This window comes from Methylophilus sp. 'Pure River' (genome assembly GCF_046765995.1).
GTDB lineage: Bacteria > Pseudomonadota > Gammaproteobacteria > Burkholderiales > Methylophilaceae > Methylophilus.
This window is the reverse complement of sequence record NZ_JBKOUE010000008.1, coordinates 43,473-60,092: the sequence shown is the minus strand read 5'-3', so window position 1 is coordinate 60,092 and position 16,620 is coordinate 43,473. Positions and strand designations below refer to the sequence as shown.

Sequence of the window (16,620 nt, the reverse complement as noted above, 5' to 3'; positions counted from 1 at the left end):
GTTTGAGATGAATCCTGATTATTTGTTCATGACGTACATAGTCACTTCAAAGCCAAAACGCATTTCAGTCGCAGCTGGTTTAGTCCACATGATAGTCTCCTTTAGGTTGTTTGGTAGTACACCGTGTTGATGTACTTGTATGACTCACACTATACCTACCTGTTTCAAAACCACCCTGAAGCCAATCCGTAAAAACAGCTCATGATTTTACGTAGTTTGCTGATATCGATTAAGAAACATCTGCGACTAGCTCGGGTGACTCGTCCTGTCTATTCATTGACCATTGCGGAAACGGGTCGCTGAGTTGCCGCCAGGCATCCATGCCAGATGCCAGCTCTGCTTCTGTCAGTAGGCAGGCATCGAAGGCAGCAAAGAGAGCGGCTTTATCCATCCCCATGCCAATAATTACCAGCTCTTGCTGGCGGTCACCATAAGGGGCCTGTATGCGCGAGTGGATATGTTGCAGGCTTTCTTCATCTTGTGGCCAGTATTCTTGCGGTGTTGCGCTCCACCACATGCCTGCCAGCTCGGTACGTGTGACGGCACCGGCTTGCGACCAGGTGGCGCAGAACTCTGGCCGTGAGGCGATCCAGTAGCGGCCTTTGGAGCGGACAACGCCAGGCCATTCTTGATTGAACCACTGCCACAATCGTTGTGGGTGAAACGGTTTGCGGGCGCGGTACACAAAGCTCGAAATGCCATATTCTTCTGTTTCAGGCACATGTTCACCGCGTAGTTCTTGCAGCCAGCCTGGCGCTTCAGCGGCCTGATCAAAATCAAATAGTCCGGTATTGATGATGCGATTTAGCGGCACTTTGCCAAAGCTGCTATGGATAATCTGCGCGCGTGGATTGAGCGTTTTGAGGATGCCTTCCAGCCTGGAGACTTCTTCCAGGGTTAACAAGTCAGTTTTATTCAGCACTAACACGTCGCAAAACTCGATTTGTTCAACCAGCAGGTCAACCACCGTGCGTTCATCTTCTTCGCCCAGCGAGAGGCCGCGGTCGCCCAGCATATCTTGCGAGCCATAGTCTTTGAGAAAATTATAACCATCTACTACGGTGACCATGGTGTCCAATTGGGCGACATCTGCCAGCGAAACGCCGTCTTCATCTGCAAAGGTAAAGGTTTCTGCAATGGGCAAGGGTTCGGAAATGCCGGTGGTTTCAATCAACAGGTAATCAAAGCGGTTTTCTTTGGCCAGCCGTGTGATTTCAATCAGCAAGTCCTCGCGCAAGGTGCAGCAAATGCAGCCATTGCTCATCTCAACCAGTTTTTCTTCTTGACGCGACAAGGCTGCACCACCGTCACGCACCAGTTGTGCATCGATATTCACCTCGGACATATCGTTGACAATCACTGCGACACGCTTGCCTTCGCGGTTATTGAGGATATGGTTGAGTAGGGTGGTTTTACCCGCGCCTAAAAAGCCGGAAAGTACCGTGACTGGCAGTTTTTTCATAGGTCATCCTTTAGTGGTTAAATTGCCGTTCGCGGCGCTCATGCCGCTCTTGTGCTTCCAGGCACAACTTGGTGGTTGGCCTGGCTAATAGCCTGGCGAGACCGATTGGCTCCCCGGTGTCTTCGCAATAGCCATAACTGCCATCCTGGATGCGGCGCAAGGCTGATTGAATGGTTTTTAAATGCTTGCGCTCGCGGTCCCGTGTGCGCAGTTCCAAGCTGTGTGTTTCCTCTTGCGTGGCGCGATCGGCCGGGTCTGGTGTTTCTTGCTGATCTGAGAGATGTTCACTGGTCTGGCGCATATTGTCTTGCAAGGCTTGAAGCTGTGCCTCCAGTAACTGCCGAAAGAAGGCCAGTTGTGCTTCGTTCATATAAGCGTCTGCTGACATCGCTAATAATTGTGCGTGAGTAACCATTTAAGCAACTTTGTTGCAATGCAATAAAGTTGCATTTTAGTGGGTGTTGGTATTATTTGCAACTAAGTTGCAAAATTGTTGGATAGTAATCGAGTAGTAAAAGAAAGTCGCGACTATTTTAGGCCGACGCTTGTTGGCATTGTGGGCAGAGGCCCTTGAGGTTGATTTCGATGTGGGATATTTGGTAGGTGTCGAAAATGGCTTGCGGAATATGCGCAGCCAATTCGTGAATGCAAAGGACTGTGCCACAGCGCTGGCATTGCAAATGAGCATGACCGTGATTGCTTAACAAACCGCTGTTTGTGCTGGCGTCTGTGGCTTTGTAACTGCGTTTAGGGGCATTCAGTTGAAATTTCCAGGCGCGGTCATCGGTGGATATTTTATGGATGAGGGCATGCTCCTGTAACCAGTCCAGCACCCGGTATACCGTCACCCGGTCAATTTCTTTGATGCCTTGCAACGCAGCCAGTATCTCAGTGTGACTCAGCGCATTGTGCGAGTTGAGCAGGGAGCTCAATACGGCCAAGCGCGCTTTGGTCGGGCGCAGGCCAGCATCAGTGATCAATTGTTCGGCAGTTTGCATGGCCAAAATTATGAACTACACGATAGCATCGAGCAACCGGCCTTTTGCCGCGCCCAGTCCGGGCGCTTTTGTGCAAAGGCCTCCATACCGGCTTGTTCGGTATATGGATGACGCAATACTTGCAATAATGTCAGCAAGCGGCTGTTGTCACCTTGGGTCGCCAGGTCAATCGCTTCTTGCGCCAGGTAGTTACGCAGCACATAAATTGGGTTGGCCGCCGCCATGGTTTGCAAGCGCTGCTCAGGGGTTAATGCTGATTGTTGTATGCGCAGGCTGTAGTTTTGCAGCCAGGCCTGGATATCTGCGCCAAACTGTTGTTGTCCTTGTTCGGTGTAAAAAGCGTCGGTCAGCGTTGCTAGTTGCGGATGTGCAATATCCAGTTTCGCTAGCTGCATAAAAAATAAGGTCTGGTCGACTTCCGCGCGTTGCATGAGTTCAAAAATATGGTTAATCAGCTCGCCATCGCCGTCTTGCCAGTGATCAAAGCCAAACTTATCAGCCAGGCTGGATGTGAGGGCGCGTATATAGGTCTGGTCATAAGTGGTCAAGCCATCCGCCAGGCCTTGCGTTTCCGGTAGCAGGGTGCCCAACGCTTCGGCCAGTCGCTCCAGGTTCCAGCGCGCGATATCCGGTTGGCGGCCAAAACAGTAGCGGCGGCCTTGCGCATCGGTGGTATTTGGCGTCCAGCTAGGGTCAAAGTTATCCACCCAGCCATACGGGCCATAATCGATGGTCAGGCCGAGAATGGACATATTGTCGGTATTCATCACACCATGCACAAAACCCACGCGCATCCAGTGCGCGATCATAATGGCTGTGCGCGAACACACTTCTTCAAACCATGCCTCAATCAGCTCGGCAGAAGGATCGTTAATGTCCAACGCCAGACCGGTGGATGGCCACCAATCGGCAAAGTCTCGGTCAAGCGTCAAGCCGATCAGGCGTTTTAATAACGGTAATTCGTTGCGGCTGGCGAGGATTTCAAAATGACCAAAGCGCGTAAATGAAGGTGCGACGCGGCAGACAATGGCGCCAGGTTCCAGTTGTGGATTGCCGTTGTAAAACATATCCCGCACTACCTGGTTGCCGGTAGTGACCAGGCTTAATGCGCGCGTGGTCGGCACGCCCAGGTGATGCATGGCTTCTGAGCATAAAAACTCGCGCAGGCTGGAGCGCAGCACTGCGCGGCCATCTGCCGAACGGGAATAAGGGGTTTCGCCAGCGCCTTTGAGTTGCAGCTCAAAGCGTTTGCCGGCGTGGATGAGCTCACCCAGGTAAATGGCACGGCCATCGCCTAGTTGTCCGGCCCAGTGCCCAAACTGGTGCCCGCCGTAACGGGTGGCATAAGTGAACATGCCATCCAGGATGCCATTGCCACCCAGCGTCTGTATCAGGTCGCGGTCCTGCATGTCTGCGGCTGAAAAACCCAAGAGTTCGGCGACTTCAGGGCTATAGGCCAGTAGTTGCGGATTGTTGACCGGGGTCGGTTGTACAGGCGACCACAAACAGTCGCTGACTTGCCTGGTGTAATTTTCTGAGATCGGGTCGCCAGGAAGTTCGAGGGTAAAACGGTTGTCAAAGGTCAGGGGCTTCATCATGCTATTTTAGTCATTATCCTTGGCTAAAGTTCAGTGCTTGCCAAAAAACTGCGGTCTTCTCGGGTAAAATAGCGTTTTAATACGCTCAAGTGTGATTTCCACACGTTTAATTTCCCCACATGAATGTTTTTTACGAAGAAGACGGTGGCTTTAAAGTCGCTTCCATCATGTCTGAGGCCGATAGCAGCTTGCAAGTTGAAGCCAGCACTGGCAAACGCAGCAAAATTAAAGCGGCCAATGTATTGATGCGCTTTGACGGTAGCTTGTCCGGCTTTCTCGAAGCAGCACAGGCTGAGTCTGATACCCTGGATACCGACTTCTTGTGGGAGTGCTGTGGTGAGCCGGAGTTCGCTTTTGAGGATCTGGCACAAGAGTATTACGGCGGCAAACCGAGCCGTCAGCAGGCAGCTGCGATTGCGCTCAAACTGCACGCGGCGCCTATGTATTTTTACCGCAAGGGCAAAGGCCGCTATAAAGCCGCGCCGGAAGATACCCTGAAAGCCGCCCTGGCTGGCCTGGAAAAGAAACGCCAGCAAGCCGAGTTAATGGCGCAAATGGTGGCGCAACTCAAGGTGCAGTCTTTGCCAGAGAGCTTTGCTGCCAGGCTGGATGCATTGTTATATGCGCCTGATAAGAATAGCCTAGAGTGGAAGGCACTGGAGCAGGCTGCAGCCGAACTGAAACAATTGCCCGTGCAAGTGTTGCACGCAGCAGGTGCGATTCCTTCCGTGCATGATTATCACCTGAGGGCATTTTTGCGTGAGTATTTTGCCCACGGCACGGCGTTTCCCGCGTTCTCATTGGCGGATATGCCTGACGCATTGCCATTGTCAGCGGTGCAGGCGTTTAGCATCGATGACAGCACCACCACTGAGATTGATGATGCTTTGTCCGTGACGGCCCTGGCCAATGGCAATACGCAGGTTGGTATTCATATTGCCGCACCGGCGTTGGGTGTGGCGCCACACGAGACACTGGATAATGAGGTGATGAAGCGCTTGTCTACGGTGTATATGCCGGGGCATAAAATCACCATGTTGCCGGAAGTCGCGATCCGGCCATTTAGCCTGGATGCGGGTGAAACCAAGCCTGCCTTGTCGCTCTATCTGGAAGTGGCGCCTGATTTCAGCATCGTGCACCAGCATAGCTGCCTGGAGCGTGTGCAGATTGCCGAAAATTTGCGTCACGATACGCTAGAACCTTATTTTAATGAAACCACCTTGGCGCAAGATAGTGGACATCCGTTGTGGTCGTCACTGGTGTTTTTGTTTCATTTTGCCGAAAGCCTGGAAAAGGCCCGCGGCAAATATGACCCGACCCGGCCACAGCCGGTGGACTACAATTTTTATGTGACCGATGGCATCGTTGATATTGTGAATCGCCAGCGCGGTTCGCCAATGGACAAACTGGTGGCCGAGCTCATGATTGCTGCCAATAGCCAGTGGGGCTTGTTACTGGCCGAGCACGATGTGCCGGGGATCTACCGGGCGCAAAATGGCGGCAAGGTCTATATGACTACCAAAGCCGAAGGCCACCAGGGGCTGGGCGTGGCGCAATACGCCTGGTGTACCTCACCGTTGCGTCGGGCAGTCGACTTGATTAACCAGCGCCAGTTGATCAGCGTGTTGACGTTACAGCCACCGGTTTACGCGGCCAATGGTGATGAAATCGTCGGCCATATGCGCAACTTTGACCAGACTTATAATGCCTATAACGAGTTCCAGACCCGCATGGAGCGTTACTGGTGCCTGCAATACCTGATTCAGGAAAACATCACTGAGATAGAGGCCACGGTGTGGCGCGAAAACCTAGTGCGCCTGGAGCGCTTGCCTTATATGACCAAGGTGCACAGTTTGCCTGCGACCAAGGCTGGCAGTAAAGTACGCTTGGCGATACAGAAAGTGGATACTTTACTCATGGAGCTTGAATGCAAGTTCCTGGGCGTGATTGAAGAGGTAAGCGCTGTTGGCGACGAAGAGACGCTGGCAATTGCCGCGACCGAGGATGCCCAGCCTGACGTGACAGAGAGTGCATAATGTTTAAATTTAACCGTAAAATCCACAAAGCCGTGTCTGACTTTGAAATGGTGGAAGTCACCGAGACCGACGGTGTGCGTTCCATGCATCTGGGCTCGCCTACCATACAAAGCAGCATGAAGGTCAAAGACCCTTATGCACTGGTGCTAGCTTATTCATGGGGCGTATTGAGCAGCCTGTTATTCAAACCTGATAGCCGTCGATTAACACTGGTCGGTCTGGGTGGTGGCTCGATTGCCAAATACGTGTGGAAATACTGCCCGCAAATCCAGCAAACCGTCATTGAGCTCAATCCGCAGGTGATTCAGGTGGCGCGTAGTCATTTCTTCGTGCCGGATGATGACGGGCGTTTGCAGATTATTGAGGGCGATGGCATTGCACATATCCAGCAGCATCCTGGCGCTTGTGATTGGCTGATGATGGATGCCTTTGGCAGCAATGGCTTGCCACCAGATTTTTGTACCCAGTCATTCTTTGATGACTGTGCAGACGCGCTAACGCCAGACGGCTTGTTTACCATTAACCTGTGGGGATCGGATAAAAAATTTGATATCTATATGCAGCGCATGGAACAAACCTTTGAGCAGCGCGTATTAATGATGCCGACGGGTAAACCCGGCAATATCATCGTATTTGGTTTTAAATCTGCGTTGGCCATGCCAGACCTAGCTACCTTGCGCAAACGCGCGCAAGAGGCCATGCAAAACCACAATATCAATTTTCTCGACCTGATAGACCGCCTGCAAGGCGCTAATCCTAACAACGGTAAGGAGTTCACCCTCGGTGGCTAATTTCATGAATCAATATTTCGCAACCTGCCCACGCGGCCTGGAAGCTATCCTCGTCGACGAGCTCAAGCAGGGTGGGGCGCGTGACATTAAAGCCACCGAAGGCGGCGCCAGTTTTAGCGGTGAGCTGTCTGTGTGCTATCACGCCAACCTGCATTCACGCGTAGCGACGCGCATCCTGATGCAGGTCGGTCGCGGTAAATATCTTAAAGAGGATGACATTTACCAGGGCGCACTCAAAATCAACTGGCCAAACTGGTTTGATGTCAAACACAGCATGATGGTGAAAGTCACCGCCGTGCGCAGCCCTTTGAAAAGCCTGGAATTTATTACCCTGCGGGTCAAAGATGCGATCTGCGACCGCTTCCGCCAAAGTGTGGGTAGCCGTCCGAATATCGACACACGCGAGCCCGGCGTGCGTGTGCATGTATACCTGACAGCTGACAGCTATCAGTTGTATGTGGATACTTCAGGTAATCCGCTCTATCAGCGCGGCAACCGCAAAAACAGCATTGAAGCGCCACTGCGTGAAAACCTGGCGGCGGGTATTTTAAAACTCACCGGATGGCAGCCTGGCCAGGCATTGCTGGACCCGATGTGTGGCAGCGGGACCTTCTTGCTGGAGGCTGTCATGATTGCGCTGAATATTGCGCCAGGCCTGAACCGCAATTTTGGTTTTGAAAAGCTCAAAAACTTTGAATCTGATACCTTCAAAAAAGTGCGTAATGCCGCGGCCAAAGCGGTGAAGCCAGTGAGCTTCCAGAGCATTTACGGTTCAGACATGGATTTACGCGCCGTGCGCGTGACCAAGCAAAACCTGGAAATGGCGGGCTGGCTGGATGCAGTGCAATTGTCGCACTGGGAATTTACCAAGGTTGTACCGCCCGCAGAGAGCGGTGTGCTGGTTGCCAATCCTCCTTATGGTGTGCGCATCGGTGAGGACGACACGCTGGCTGAGTTGTACCCGGAAATGGCGGCGGCGCTCAAGCAGAAGTTCTCCGGCTGGAATACTTACTTCCTCACCAATGATTTGCGTATGCCTAAACTCATGCGCTTAAGCCCAAGCAAGAAAACGCTGCTGTATAACGGACCCTTAGAGTGTCGTTTGTTTGAAATTAAAATGGTGGCAGGTAGCAATCGGCGTGAAAAACCCGAGACACCGGCTGCTGATCATGCACAGGCAGATGATAGTCGGTAGTTCAGTCATTACGTTTAAGGATAGCCATGACAGATTCGATTGATGCATTGCGGGCGCGTGTGAATGCCTTTGTAGAGGAGCGGGACTGGGCACAGTTTCACTCTCCCAAGAACCTCTCCATGGCCATGATTGTAGAAGCCGCTGAAGTGGTTGAACATTTTCAATGGATGACAGAGTCCGACAGTCGCCAACTAGACGCTGAGACCAAAGACAAAGTTGGGCAGGAGTTGGCGGATACCTTTGTTTACCTAATGCGGATTGCCGAGGTGTGTGGTATTGATTTAATTGCTGCTGCCAATGCCAAGATTACGCTGAATGCGCAGAAGTATCCAGCCGATAAGTGCAAAGGTAGCAATGCAAAATATACTGAATATCAATAAATTATATTGATTAATTAAAGTTAATGATTAATTGAGGGGATGTGTTTGTGACGATGCATATAAGCTCGCCGGTGACGGATTTGCTAGTCCAGCAGCAGATTCAATTTCAAGTGATTGAGATTCCTCTTAGTGAGGATAAGAAACCGATTCGCCAGTTAGAAGAATTACTGTCTGCGCAAGGCTTGGATCCGCAATCTGTGGTGCGCAGTGTGGTGTTCAAAGGTGAAAATAGTGGTTTCTGCCTGCTGGCAGTGGCTGGTGGCGGCCATGCCGACTGGGCATTATTACGTGCCCAGCTCGGTGAGCGTAAATGCCGTATGGCGGAATATGACGAAGTACCGGAAGCCACCGGCTATGTCGTCGGCGCGGTACCGCCGATTGCCTTGCCCGCAGGCCTCACGGTGTTAGTGGATGACAGTGTGGCCAGTTATGACACCGTGGTAATTGGCAGTGGTGTGATTGGCTATGCCCTAGCACTGCGTTCCACAGATTTGCTGCAATGTCTCAGTGGCAAAACGCGCGGGCATTTTGTTAAAGCGGAATAGCCACACCACTCACACTAAAGTGCGCTGTCGTTTACGTCTGCAATCAGGCGTTCAAATTTGGCTTTATCACTGCCACGAATAATCCATTTCTTTAGGCCTTTGTTCCAGCTTGCCCCGGCTTGTTTAATTGCCTCTTTATGTTTATGCGTATTGCCGGTCAGTGCGTATGCTTTGCCGTGCGGCTCCAGCCCTAAGTGTTGGTCGGTGGCGGCGTGATCATGTGAGAGATCATGCTTAACTTCCTGACCAGAGCTTGAGGCCATGGCCGTTGCAGTCGCTGGCGGGGTGTTCACTGCGGCATCCTGAAATGATTTAAGCTCTATGAGTTTGGCGCGGATTTGCATGCAGACCGGATTGGTGGCTGCCAGCCAGTTTTTGTCGTGGCGGTTGGCTTCATATTGGCCGGGCATAATGCCCATGAGGTCGGTGGGTAGCCGCAAGTCAGCGACATGGTCAGGGGTGATAAAGAAACAGCGTTCAACCCCCAGGCGGCCGATAAACAGGCCTAATTCAAAAATCACATTGTCACGTACCACCGGGTTCTGCTGGCCACGCATAATGGTCAGGTCATCCGGGCTGAATACAAACACGCCAAAATCCGAGTTGCGTAGGGCGTTGATTAAACTGTAAATCGTCGTGCCGGAAATTTGAAATACGCCATTGCTCCATACGGTACATTCGGCATCGCGGGTTAGATTGGCGTGTATTGCATTGGCGATGTCGAGACCTTCACGCGAAGAGCCTATAAAGATTTTTGGTTTCATCACAGCGTTCCTTCAATTGTCAGGTTTTTATCATTTTTTAACAATTGTATATGTGGCGTGCGTGGCTTGCCACAAAAATAATAAAGCCCGGCGAACCGGGCTTTATTGATGAAAACATGAATCGTTGATGATGCTGTTTAAAGACTCGTCTCTTAAGACTTAATTGCCAAAGATCGTGTTTAAAGAGTTATTTTTACTGCTCTCGACCATGACAGACGCTTTGCCTGGGCTTTCACTGATGGTGTTGACCCAGTCATCACTCATGCTTTCTAAAGCACTGCTAGATGATGCACCCATCAAGCCGGTCAAACCTGTGCTGTCATCATTTGTGTCATCGCCGTTGCCAAATATCAGCGATGCATTGCTTAACTGGTATTGACGTAATTGCTGCATTAAGCCTTTGGCCGTGTATGTTTCAGGTGCCGTGCCAGTGTTGCCTAGGGTGACCTGTGCACTGGCTGACGCGTTAGGGCTGCTGTCATTGCTGGACTTTGTTTCTTTAGAGGTTGTACTGATGGCGTCGCCTGAGGTCGTTGCATTGGCTTCGGTATTGTAGGCTTTATTTAACAATGCCGAGACGTTGCTTTGAATGTTAGAAACTGACATGACCATACCTCGTCAAAAAGAATAGGGATACATTACCGCTGATCTTGTTAACGGCATGAGTACAATAAACTTTAAAAAATCCCTTATTTCAGGGTTTAGGCCGTGACTCGTGGCTGGTTTTTCGTCAGATAGCGCGTCGTCTAGGGGCGATTTATGGTATGGTTTCAGCCTTGTTAGACATCACTCTTTTCTCTGGCACCACATGACTTCAGTCCGCTATTGCGTCAACGGTAAATTGGTCTCAGGCATTGCGCCAACCAATCGCGGCTTTGCTTATGGCGATGGCATTTTCCGCACCATGCGCCTGCTCGATGGTGAGTTGCAGGACTGGCCATTGCATTATCAAACGCTGGTTGCTGATTGCAGTAAAATCCAGATTGTGTGTCCTTCTGCCGAGTTGCTGATGCAGGAATTCAAGCACTTGATGGCCTCTGCTGACGACGAAGTGTTATCGCACGGCATTGTGAAAATCATGATTACACGCGGTGACGGTGCGCGTGGTTATGCACCGCCTGCCATCTGCGAGCCGACAAGGGTGTTGATCTACAGTGCATTGCCGGTATATGCCCCAGAAATCTATACCGCAGGGGTCGCTTTATATACCTGCCAGACACGCTTGGCTTCGCAGCCCTTACTGGCGGGCATCAAACACATGAATCGCCTGGAAAATGTGCTGGCACGGGCAGAACTCAAAGATCCGCGCTTTTTCGATGGCGTGTTGCGTGATTACGATGACCAGGTGATTGAAGCTGTCAGCGGTAACCTGTTTATCAGCAAAGATGGCCTGGTGATGACCCCGGCACTGGATCAGTGTGGTGTGGCGGGCGTGATGCGACAGAAAATCCTCGACTGGTATAAAACGCAGGGTCAGGCAGTGGTCTCGACAAATTTGTTTATGGAAAACCTGCTGGCCGCTGATGCGGTGGTGGTTGCCAACAGTGTTTATGGTGTATTGCAGGTGACGCAGATTGACGAGCAGGCAATCGCCACCAATGACTGGGCCAAAGAATTAAGAGCGCATTTAAACTATGTTGTTCATTAAGCAGTGTGTGAAATACAGTGTCGCCATGCTGGTGCTGGGCGCTGTGGCACTGGTAGTCTGGATGGTGATTTTCATGATTCGGCCATTGCCCATGGCATCAGAAACCATAGGTCTGCAGATTCCGGCCGGGGCCAGTGTACGCGGCATTGCCGATCAACTGGTCGCCGCAGGCGTGCTGACAGAGCCGTATAGCTTTCTGTTGACGGTCAAACTGACGGGCAGTGGTGGTCAATTGCAGGCCGGGGATTACGCGTTGAATACACCATTGCAGGTGATGTCGCTCATCGACATCCTTAAACACGGCACGTTTGACCAATTTAAGCTGCAATTAATCGAAGGCAAGACCTTTGCCGACTTCAGGCAGAAGCTGGCACAAATGCCAGGCATTCGTCATGACACCCTGATGCTGTCGGACAGCGAATTGATGCAGCAAGTTAGTGGGCAAAGCATGCATCCTGAAGGCTGGTTTTTTCCGGATACTTATTTTCTTGATGCGCAGAGCAGTGATGCCGACTTGTACAAACGGGCTTACCAGAAAATGGCGCAGCATTTGTCAGCGGCCTGGGAGGCACGAGAGGCGGGCTTGCCTTACCGCTCCATGTATGAGGCACTGGTGATGGCATCCATCGTCGAAAAAGAAACCGGCGTTGAGGAAGAGCGTCCACAAATTGCTGGTGTGTTTATTAACCGCCTGCGTAAAGGCATGCGTTTGCAGACTGATCCCACCGTGATTTATGGCATGGGTACGCGCTACCGGGGCAATATCACCAAAAAAGACTTACTGACGGATACGCCTTACAACACGTATACACGCAGTGGTTTGCCGCCGACACCAATCGCCTTACCAGGGCTGGCATCTATCCAGGCGGCATTGCATCCGGCTAAAACCAACGCCCTTTATTTTGTGGCTAACGGCCAGGGCAGACATGTGTTTACCAGCTCGCTAGAGGCGCATAACCAGGCCGTGCGGGCTTACCAATTAAAGAAACACTAGCGCAATGATGTACATGGGGAAAGTTAAATAATGGCAGGCTTGTTTATTACGCTGGAAGGAATGGATGGTGCCGGTAAGAGCACGCATATTCCGACGATTTTACAAATGCTGGCCAGTCGCGGCCGCGAAGTAATCTCTACCCGTGAGCCTGGTGGCACGCTATTAGGCGAAGAGTTGCGCGAAATCCTGTTGCACAGAGAAATGCATGTGGAAACCGAGTCTTTGTTGATGTTTGCTGCGCGTGCCGAGCATCTGCAGCAAGTTATTCTGCCCGCATTGCAGCGCGATGCGATTGTGGTCTCAGACCGCTTCACAGATGCGTCTTATGCGTATCAGTGCGGTGCACGCGGCTTGCCTTTGCACAAGATGCAGCAATTGGAACAGTGGGTACAGGGTGATTTGCAGCCCGATGTCACCCTGTTGTTTGATGTGCCGGTTGAGGTGAGTTTGCAGCGCCTGGCCGGGGCACGGACACCTGACAAGTTTGAAGCGCAAGGCGCTGAATTTTTTGCCCGGTTGCGCGCACAATACCTGGCCAGGGCAGCTGAATTTCCGCAGCGGTTTCGCGTCATAGACGCACATCGCTCACTTGAAGAAGTAAAGAAGTCAGTTGAAGAAATCATTTCATCTTTATGATTAATAAGCTTTATCCCTGGCAAAATTCCCTGTTCTCGCATTGGATGCAAGCGGGGGAGACACGTCACCATGCGCTATTGCTGCATGGTAAAACCGGTATTGGTAAACTGGACTTTGCCCAGACCATGGCTGCCGCGTTGCTTTGCTTGCAGCCACAGCAGCAGGGGTTTGCCTGTGGGGAGTGCCAGTCTTGTCACTGGCTGGCGGAGGGCGCGCATCCAGATTTTAAGGAAATCACGCCAGAAGACGATGATGGCGCTGACACTGGCAAAAAGAAGACGCGCAAACGCCAGCAAATCCTTATCGACCAGATACGCGCCTTGCATGACTATCTGTCACTGACTTCGCACCGCGTCGATGGTATTCGTGTGGTGTTGATTCACCCACTGGAGGCGATGAATGTGGCTGCCTCCAATGCGTTACTAAAACTGCTGGAAGAGCCGCCGCAGCGTACCCAGTTTTTACTGGTGTCGCACCAGCGCCAGGCCTTGTTGCCAACCATTTTAAGCCGTTGCATGCAGGTAGAAATGCCGGTACCCAGCCGCGAGCAGGGTTTGCAGTGGTTACAAACCCAGTCTGTGGCCAATCCGGAATGGGTCTGGCATTACAGCGGCGGTGCGCCAACCACCATACAGCAGGATGAGTTCGACTGGCATGCCTGGTACCAGCAATTCCGTCCGCACCTGGCAGGCGGGGCAAGCATAGACGTTGCCGCAGCGGTGCCAGTGCTGATCAAGCAGGGCATGGAACAGGCGATCCAGGTGCTACAAAAGTGGTTGCTGGACGTCTGGCTATCCAGCCATCAGCAACCCTTGCGTTATCACCCGAGTGAGGCCCCTCCATTGCAGGTATTGGCGGGTGCGGTCAATATGTCGCGTTTACTGGCGTTTCAACAACAGCTAAATCGTTTTAGAATAACGGCACAGCATCCACTCAATCAGGAGTTACAGCTGGAGCAGTTATTATTGCAATACAAAAAAATGTTTGCTTAGAGCCAGCTTATTTGATGGCTAATCAGGTAAATATTCTGGAGCTTGGGCAATGACAGACACACTACCACCCGCCGCCGCAAAACCCGGTGTTTTGTCGCTGGCGATTCGCGAGAAAGCAGCCTTGTTCGCCGCTTACATGCCTTTTGTCAAAGGCGGCGGCTTGTTTATTCCGACCAGCAAGCCATTTAAAATGGGCGAAGAGATTTTTATGTTGCTGACCTTGCTTAATGACCCGAACAAGCTCAAGGTGGTGGGTAAAGTCATCTGGATTACGCCGCAGGCAGCGAATAACAAGCCACAAGGCATAGGCATCCAGTTTACCGACAAGGATGGTGGTGCGGAGGCGAAGAAACGCATTGAGACGATTCTTGGCGCTGCACTCAAATCCAGCCGCCCTTCGAATACGATATAGCGCTTATTTAACAGCTTTGAATGAGTTTTGGTTGAAAACATGTTAGTTGATTCGCATTGCCATCTTAATTTTCCCGAGCTGGTCCAGAATATGGATCAGGTGCTTGAGAACATGCGCAGTCACCAGGTCGGGCATGCCTTGTGTGTGTCAGTCACGCTGGATAAGTTTCCCGAAGTGCTGGCGATTGCCGAGCGATACCCGAATATTTACGCCTCAGTCGGCGTGCATCCTGATTATGAAGATATTCAGGAGCCCACCGTAGATGGCCTGGTGAGTTTGGCTGATCATGGCCGCGTGGTTGCCATTGGCGAAACCGGCCTGGATTATTTCCGCCTCACTGGCGATCTGGAATGGCAGCGCGAGCGTTTCCGTACCCACATCCGCGCGGCGAAAGCGACCGGTAAGCCGCTGATTATCCATACCCGCAATGCCGCCGAAGATACCTTGCGCATCATGCAGGAAGAGGGCGCGGCTGAGGTGGGTGGTGTCATGCATTGCTTTACCGAAAGCTGGGAAGTGGCGCAGGCAGCAATCGCCATGGGTTTTTATATCTCTTTTTCGGGCATCGTTACCTTTAAAAATGCGCAAGCCTTAAAAGACGTGGCGCAAAAAGTGCCTTTGGATAAAATGCTGGTCGAGACTGACTCTCCCTACCTGGCGCCCATCCCTTTCCGTGGCAAAACCAACCAGCCAGCCTATGTGCGCCATGTAGCCGAAGAGGTTGCGCGTTTGCGTGATGTGCCATTGCAGCAGGTGATAGACGCTACCACGGCCAACTTCTTCACTCTGTTCAAACACGCGCAGTCATGCAATTAACCATTTTAGGTGTAGGCTCCAGCGCAGGCACGCCTGCCGTGGGTTGCACATGTGCCACGTGTAGTTCAACAGATGCCCGCAATAAACGCACGCGTTGCTCCAGCATGGTGACGCTAGATGATGGCCGCGTCATCCTGATTGATACTTCCCCGGATTTACGTCAGCAGGCCTTGCGGGAAAACATGCGCCGTGTCGATGCGGTGCTGTATACCCACACGCACGCGGACCATTTGCATGGCATTGACGATCTGCGAGCATTTTGCCAGATTAACCGTAGCCAGATTCAGCTATATAGCTACCCTGAGTCTATTGCACATATCCAGGAAAAGTTTGGCTACACCTTGCGCGATCCCATTCCGCAATATTGGGACTTACCCGTTTTGGCCGCCCATGTGGTCGAGGCACCATTTGAAGCAGCCGGACAATGGGTGACACCTATCCCCGTCATGCATGGCAAAATTCGTATTTATGCCTACCGTATTGGCAATCTGGTATACATGACAGACGTTTCTGAGATCCCGGAAAGTTCTTATACCTTGTTGCAGGGCGTGGACGTATTGCTGATTGACTGTTTGCGCGAACAGCCGCATCCGACCCATGTCAGCGTCGAGCAATCCCTGGCCTTGATTGCGCGTATCGGCGCCAAACGCAATGTCTTGATACACATGACACACGAGCTGGAATACCAGGCGTTACAGGCAAGGGTGCCCGCCAATGTGCAAGTCGGTTATGACGGCATGCGCATTGATTTTTAATACGCGTTTGAATATGCAGACTGCCCGCAGTCAACCGATATCAGTGATAAAGCGTTATACTCACATAAAAAATAATTTGCTATTTTGATTTTGGATAACAGGAATAAAACATGAAGTTATACGCAAGAATGTCCGCTGCGATGGTCGCCACCTCATTACTATTGGCAGCCACTGCCGCGTTTGCTGGCAAGACCTATGATGAAAACGAGTTTATCAGCGGTTTTAGCGGCAAGCCAAAAAAACTGGTCATCGAAAAGCTGGGCCAACCGTTTAAAAAGCAGCAGTCAGTCAAGCCAAGCAATGCCAATAACATGATAGGCAACATGGGCAAGCAGCAAGATAACTCCAAGCCGGTGCAGGTTGAAATGTGGTATTACAAAAACCTGGTGAGATACGATGACAAAAACACGTATAAAGAAACTGAAGTGACTTTTGTGAATGACCGTGTGATGAATATCGGTTTTTTCAATAACCGTTAATTGCGCCGTCATACTGAAAAAGCTGTGTAGTGATACACAGCTTTTTTTCTGTCTTCTTGCTGCCTGCCATCTCTGTGTATTTCCACAAAATCTGTGGATAACATGGTGGATTGCGTCTT

At 51.4% G+C, this 16,620-nt stretch carries 20 protein-coding genes; 13 read left to right on the top strand and 7 right to left on the bottom strand.

The genetic code is table 11. From position 1 onward, the window contains the following. Positions 1-18: 18 nt before the first annotated feature. From pqqA to ACIDE9_RS10720, 5 genes are all read right to left on the bottom strand, one after another. Complete coding sequence (gene pqqA / locus ACIDE9_RS10740; RefSeq protein ID WP_081624291.1) at positions 19-90, bottom strand: pyrroloquinoline quinone precursor peptide PqqA; 72 nt, start codon at positions 88-90, stop codon at positions 19-21. Between the two features lie 139 nt (positions 91-229). Beyond that, the gene (gene zigA, locus ACIDE9_RS10735) at positions 230-1,462 is read right to left on the bottom strand and encodes a zinc metallochaperone GTPase ZigA (RefSeq protein WP_411994751.1); all 1,233 of its coding nucleotides are present in this window, start codon (positions 1,460-1,462) and stop codon (positions 230-232) included. A gap of 10 nt (positions 1,463-1,472) precedes the next feature. Then, positions 1,473-1,877 (bottom strand): RNA polymerase-binding protein DksA, encoded by a 405-nt coding sequence (gene dksA, locus ACIDE9_RS10730; RefSeq protein WP_194754333.1) that lies wholly within the window; start codon positions 1,875-1,877, stop codon positions 1,473-1,475. Between the two features lie 118 nt (positions 1,878-1,995). After that, positions 1,996-2,460, bottom strand: coding sequence for a Fur family transcriptional regulator (locus ACIDE9_RS10725; protein ID WP_411994749.1), 465 nt, complete (start codon positions 2,458-2,460; stop codon positions 1,996-1,998). Positions 2,461-2,468: 8 nt separating this feature from the next. Next, on the bottom strand, positions 2,469-4,058 hold the full coding sequence (locus ACIDE9_RS10720) for a protein adenylyltransferase SelO (RefSeq protein WP_411994748.1): 1,590 nt from the start codon (positions 4,056-4,058) through the stop codon (positions 2,469-2,471). Positions 4,059-4,177: 119 nt separating this feature from the next. Here ACIDE9_RS10720 and ACIDE9_RS10715 point away from each other — a divergent pair, with 119 nt between their 5' ends. Genes ACIDE9_RS10715 through ACIDE9_RS10695 form a run of 5 tightly spaced genes read left to right on the top strand, consistent with a single transcriptional unit; the run spans position 4,178 to position 9,005 of the window. After that, positions 4,178-6,094 carry a ribonuclease catalytic domain-containing protein gene (locus ACIDE9_RS10715; protein WP_411994746.1) on the top strand — a complete coding sequence of 639 codons (1,917 nt, stop codon included), beginning with the start codon at positions 4,178-4,180 and terminating at the stop codon, positions 6,092-6,094. Further along, complete coding sequence (locus tag ACIDE9_RS10710; protein WP_411994744.1) at positions 6,094-6,885, top strand: polyamine aminopropyltransferase; 792 nt, start codon at positions 6,094-6,096, stop codon at positions 6,883-6,885. Before ACIDE9_RS10715 ends, ACIDE9_RS10710 begins: the two co-directional genes overlap by 1 nt. Before the next feature lie 4 nt (positions 6,886-6,889). Further along, on the top strand, positions 6,890-8,080 hold the full coding sequence (locus ACIDE9_RS10705) for a THUMP domain-containing class I SAM-dependent RNA methyltransferase (RefSeq protein ID WP_411994742.1): 1,191 nt from the start codon (positions 6,890-6,892) through the stop codon (positions 8,078-8,080). Positions 8,081-8,106: 26 nt separating this feature from the next. Then, on the top strand, positions 8,107-8,460 hold the full coding sequence (locus ACIDE9_RS10700; RefSeq protein ID WP_194754339.1) for a nucleotide pyrophosphohydrolase: 354 nt from the start codon (positions 8,107-8,109) through the stop codon (positions 8,458-8,460). Between the two features lie 53 nt (positions 8,461-8,513). Continuing rightward, entirely contained in the window at positions 8,514-9,005 is a 492-nt protein-coding gene (locus ACIDE9_RS10695) for an aminoacyl-tRNA deacylase (RefSeq protein WP_411994871.1), read from the top strand. Between the two features lie 14 nt (positions 9,006-9,019). Here the strand turns inward: ACIDE9_RS10695 and ACIDE9_RS10690 are convergent, their stop codons facing one another. After that, positions 9,020-9,769 (bottom strand): nucleotide-binding protein, encoded by a 750-nt coding sequence (locus ACIDE9_RS10690; protein WP_411994740.1) that lies wholly within the window; start codon positions 9,767-9,769, stop codon positions 9,020-9,022. A 159-nt stretch (positions 9,770-9,928) separates the two neighbouring features. Beyond that, entirely contained in the window at positions 9,929-10,375 is a 447-nt protein-coding gene (locus tag ACIDE9_RS10685) for a hypothetical protein (RefSeq protein ID WP_411994738.1), read from the bottom strand. Between the two features lie 202 nt (positions 10,376-10,577). Between ACIDE9_RS10685 and pabC the strand changes: the two genes are divergently transcribed. The 8 genes from pabC to ACIDE9_RS10645 all read left to right on the top strand — a co-directional run bounded on the left by pabC (position 10,578) and on the right by ACIDE9_RS10645 (position 16,501). Beyond that, positions 10,578-11,417 (top strand): aminodeoxychorismate lyase, encoded by an 840-nt coding sequence (gene pabC / locus ACIDE9_RS10680; protein ID WP_411994736.1) that lies wholly within the window; start codon positions 10,578-10,580, stop codon positions 11,415-11,417. Then, entirely contained in the window at positions 11,404-12,411 is a 1,008-nt protein-coding gene (gene mltG / locus ACIDE9_RS10675; protein ID WP_411994734.1) for an endolytic transglycosylase MltG, read from the top strand. Before pabC ends, mltG begins: the two co-directional genes overlap by 14 nt. A gap of 30 nt (positions 12,412-12,441) precedes the next feature. Beyond that, on the top strand, positions 12,442-13,047 hold the full coding sequence (tmk, locus tag ACIDE9_RS10670; protein WP_411994732.1) for a dTMP kinase: 606 nt from the start codon (positions 12,442-12,444) through the stop codon (positions 13,045-13,047). Continuing rightward, complete coding sequence (gene holB, locus ACIDE9_RS10665) at positions 13,044-14,039, top strand: DNA polymerase III subunit delta' (RefSeq protein WP_411994730.1); 996 nt, start codon at positions 13,044-13,046, stop codon at positions 14,037-14,039. The genes tmk and holB overlap by 4 nt, the downstream gene beginning before the upstream one ends. A 49-nt stretch (positions 14,040-14,088) precedes the next feature. Further along, positions 14,089-14,451, top strand: coding sequence for a PilZ domain-containing protein (locus ACIDE9_RS10660; protein WP_140003602.1), 363 nt, complete (start codon positions 14,089-14,091; stop codon positions 14,449-14,451). 39 nt (positions 14,452-14,490) lie between these two features. Next, positions 14,491-15,267, top strand: coding sequence for a TatD family hydrolase (locus ACIDE9_RS10655; protein ID WP_411994727.1), 777 nt, complete (start codon positions 14,491-14,493; stop codon positions 15,265-15,267). After that, positions 15,258-16,022: an MBL fold metallo-hydrolase gene (locus ACIDE9_RS10650; protein WP_411994726.1), complete on the top strand. Its 765-nt coding sequence runs from the start codon at positions 15,258-15,260 to the stop codon at positions 16,020-16,022. Before ACIDE9_RS10655 ends, ACIDE9_RS10650 begins: the two co-directional genes overlap by 10 nt. A 110-nt stretch (positions 16,023-16,132) precedes the next feature. Next, positions 16,133-16,501: a hypothetical protein gene (locus ACIDE9_RS10645; protein ID WP_411994724.1), complete on the top strand. Its 369-nt coding sequence runs from the start codon at positions 16,133-16,135 to the stop codon at positions 16,499-16,501. Positions 16,502-16,620: the final 119 nt, after the last annotated feature.

What these genes read in the sequence shown, in the direction of transcription:
- ACIDE9_RS10725 (WP_411994749.1), bottom strand. Translation starts at nt 2,460, where the DNA reads ATGCAAACTGCCGAACAATTGATCACTGATGCTGGCCTGCGCCCGACC.
- ACIDE9_RS10690 (WP_411994740.1), bottom strand. Translation starts at nt 9,769, where the DNA reads ATGAAACCAAAAATCTTTATAGGCTCTTCGCGTGAAGGTCTCGACATC.
- pabC (WP_411994736.1), top strand. Translation starts at nt 10,578, where the DNA reads ATGACTTCAGTCCGCTATTGCGTCAACGGTAAATTGGTCTCAGGCATT.
- ACIDE9_RS10685 (WP_411994738.1), bottom strand. Translation starts at nt 10,375, where the DNA reads ATGTCAGTTTCTAACATTCAAAGCAACGTCTCGGCATTGTTAAATAAA.
- ACIDE9_RS10720 (WP_411994748.1), bottom strand. Translation starts at nt 4,058, where the DNA reads ATGATGAAGCCCCTGACCTTTGACAACCGTTTTACCCTCGAACTTCCT.
- tmk (WP_411994732.1), top strand. Translation starts at nt 12,442, where the DNA reads ATGGCAGGCTTGTTTATTACGCTGGAAGGAATGGATGGTGCCGGTAAG.
- dksA (WP_194754333.1), bottom strand. Translation starts at nt 1,877, where the DNA reads ATGGTTACTCACGCACAATTATTAGCGATGTCAGCAGACGCTTATATG.
- holB (WP_411994730.1), top strand. Translation starts at nt 13,044, where the DNA reads ATGATTAATAAGCTTTATCCCTGGCAAAATTCCCTGTTCTCGCATTGG.
- ACIDE9_RS10705 (WP_411994742.1), top strand. Translation starts at nt 6,890, where the DNA reads ATGAATCAATATTTCGCAACCTGCCCACGCGGCCTGGAAGCTATCCTC.
- ACIDE9_RS10710 (WP_411994744.1), top strand. Translation starts at nt 6,094, where the DNA reads ATGTTTAAATTTAACCGTAAAATCCACAAAGCCGTGTCTGACTTTGAA.
- ACIDE9_RS10650 (WP_411994726.1), top strand. Translation starts at nt 15,258, where the DNA reads ATGCAATTAACCATTTTAGGTGTAGGCTCCAGCGCAGGCACGCCTGCC.
- ACIDE9_RS10655 (WP_411994727.1), top strand. Translation starts at nt 14,491, where the DNA reads ATGTTAGTTGATTCGCATTGCCATCTTAATTTTCCCGAGCTGGTCCAG.
- ACIDE9_RS10695 (WP_411994871.1), top strand. Translation starts at nt 8,514, where the DNA reads ATGCATATAAGCTCGCCGGTGACGGATTTGCTAGTCCAGCAGCAGATT.
- mltG (WP_411994734.1), top strand. Translation starts at nt 11,404, where the DNA reads ATGTTGTTCATTAAGCAGTGTGTGAAATACAGTGTCGCCATGCTGGTG.
- ACIDE9_RS10660 (WP_140003602.1), top strand. Translation starts at nt 14,089, where the DNA reads ATGACAGACACACTACCACCCGCCGCCGCAAAACCCGGTGTTTTGTCG.
- zigA (WP_411994751.1), bottom strand. Translation starts at nt 1,462, where the DNA reads ATGAAAAAACTGCCAGTCACGGTACTTTCCGGCTTTTTAGGCGCGGGT.
- ACIDE9_RS10645 (WP_411994724.1), top strand. Translation starts at nt 16,133, where the DNA reads ATGAAGTTATACGCAAGAATGTCCGCTGCGATGGTCGCCACCTCATTA.
- ACIDE9_RS10715 (WP_411994746.1), top strand. Translation starts at nt 4,178, where the DNA reads ATGAATGTTTTTTACGAAGAAGACGGTGGCTTTAAAGTCGCTTCCATC.
- ACIDE9_RS10700 (WP_194754339.1), top strand. Translation starts at nt 8,107, where the DNA reads ATGACAGATTCGATTGATGCATTGCGGGCGCGTGTGAATGCCTTTGTA.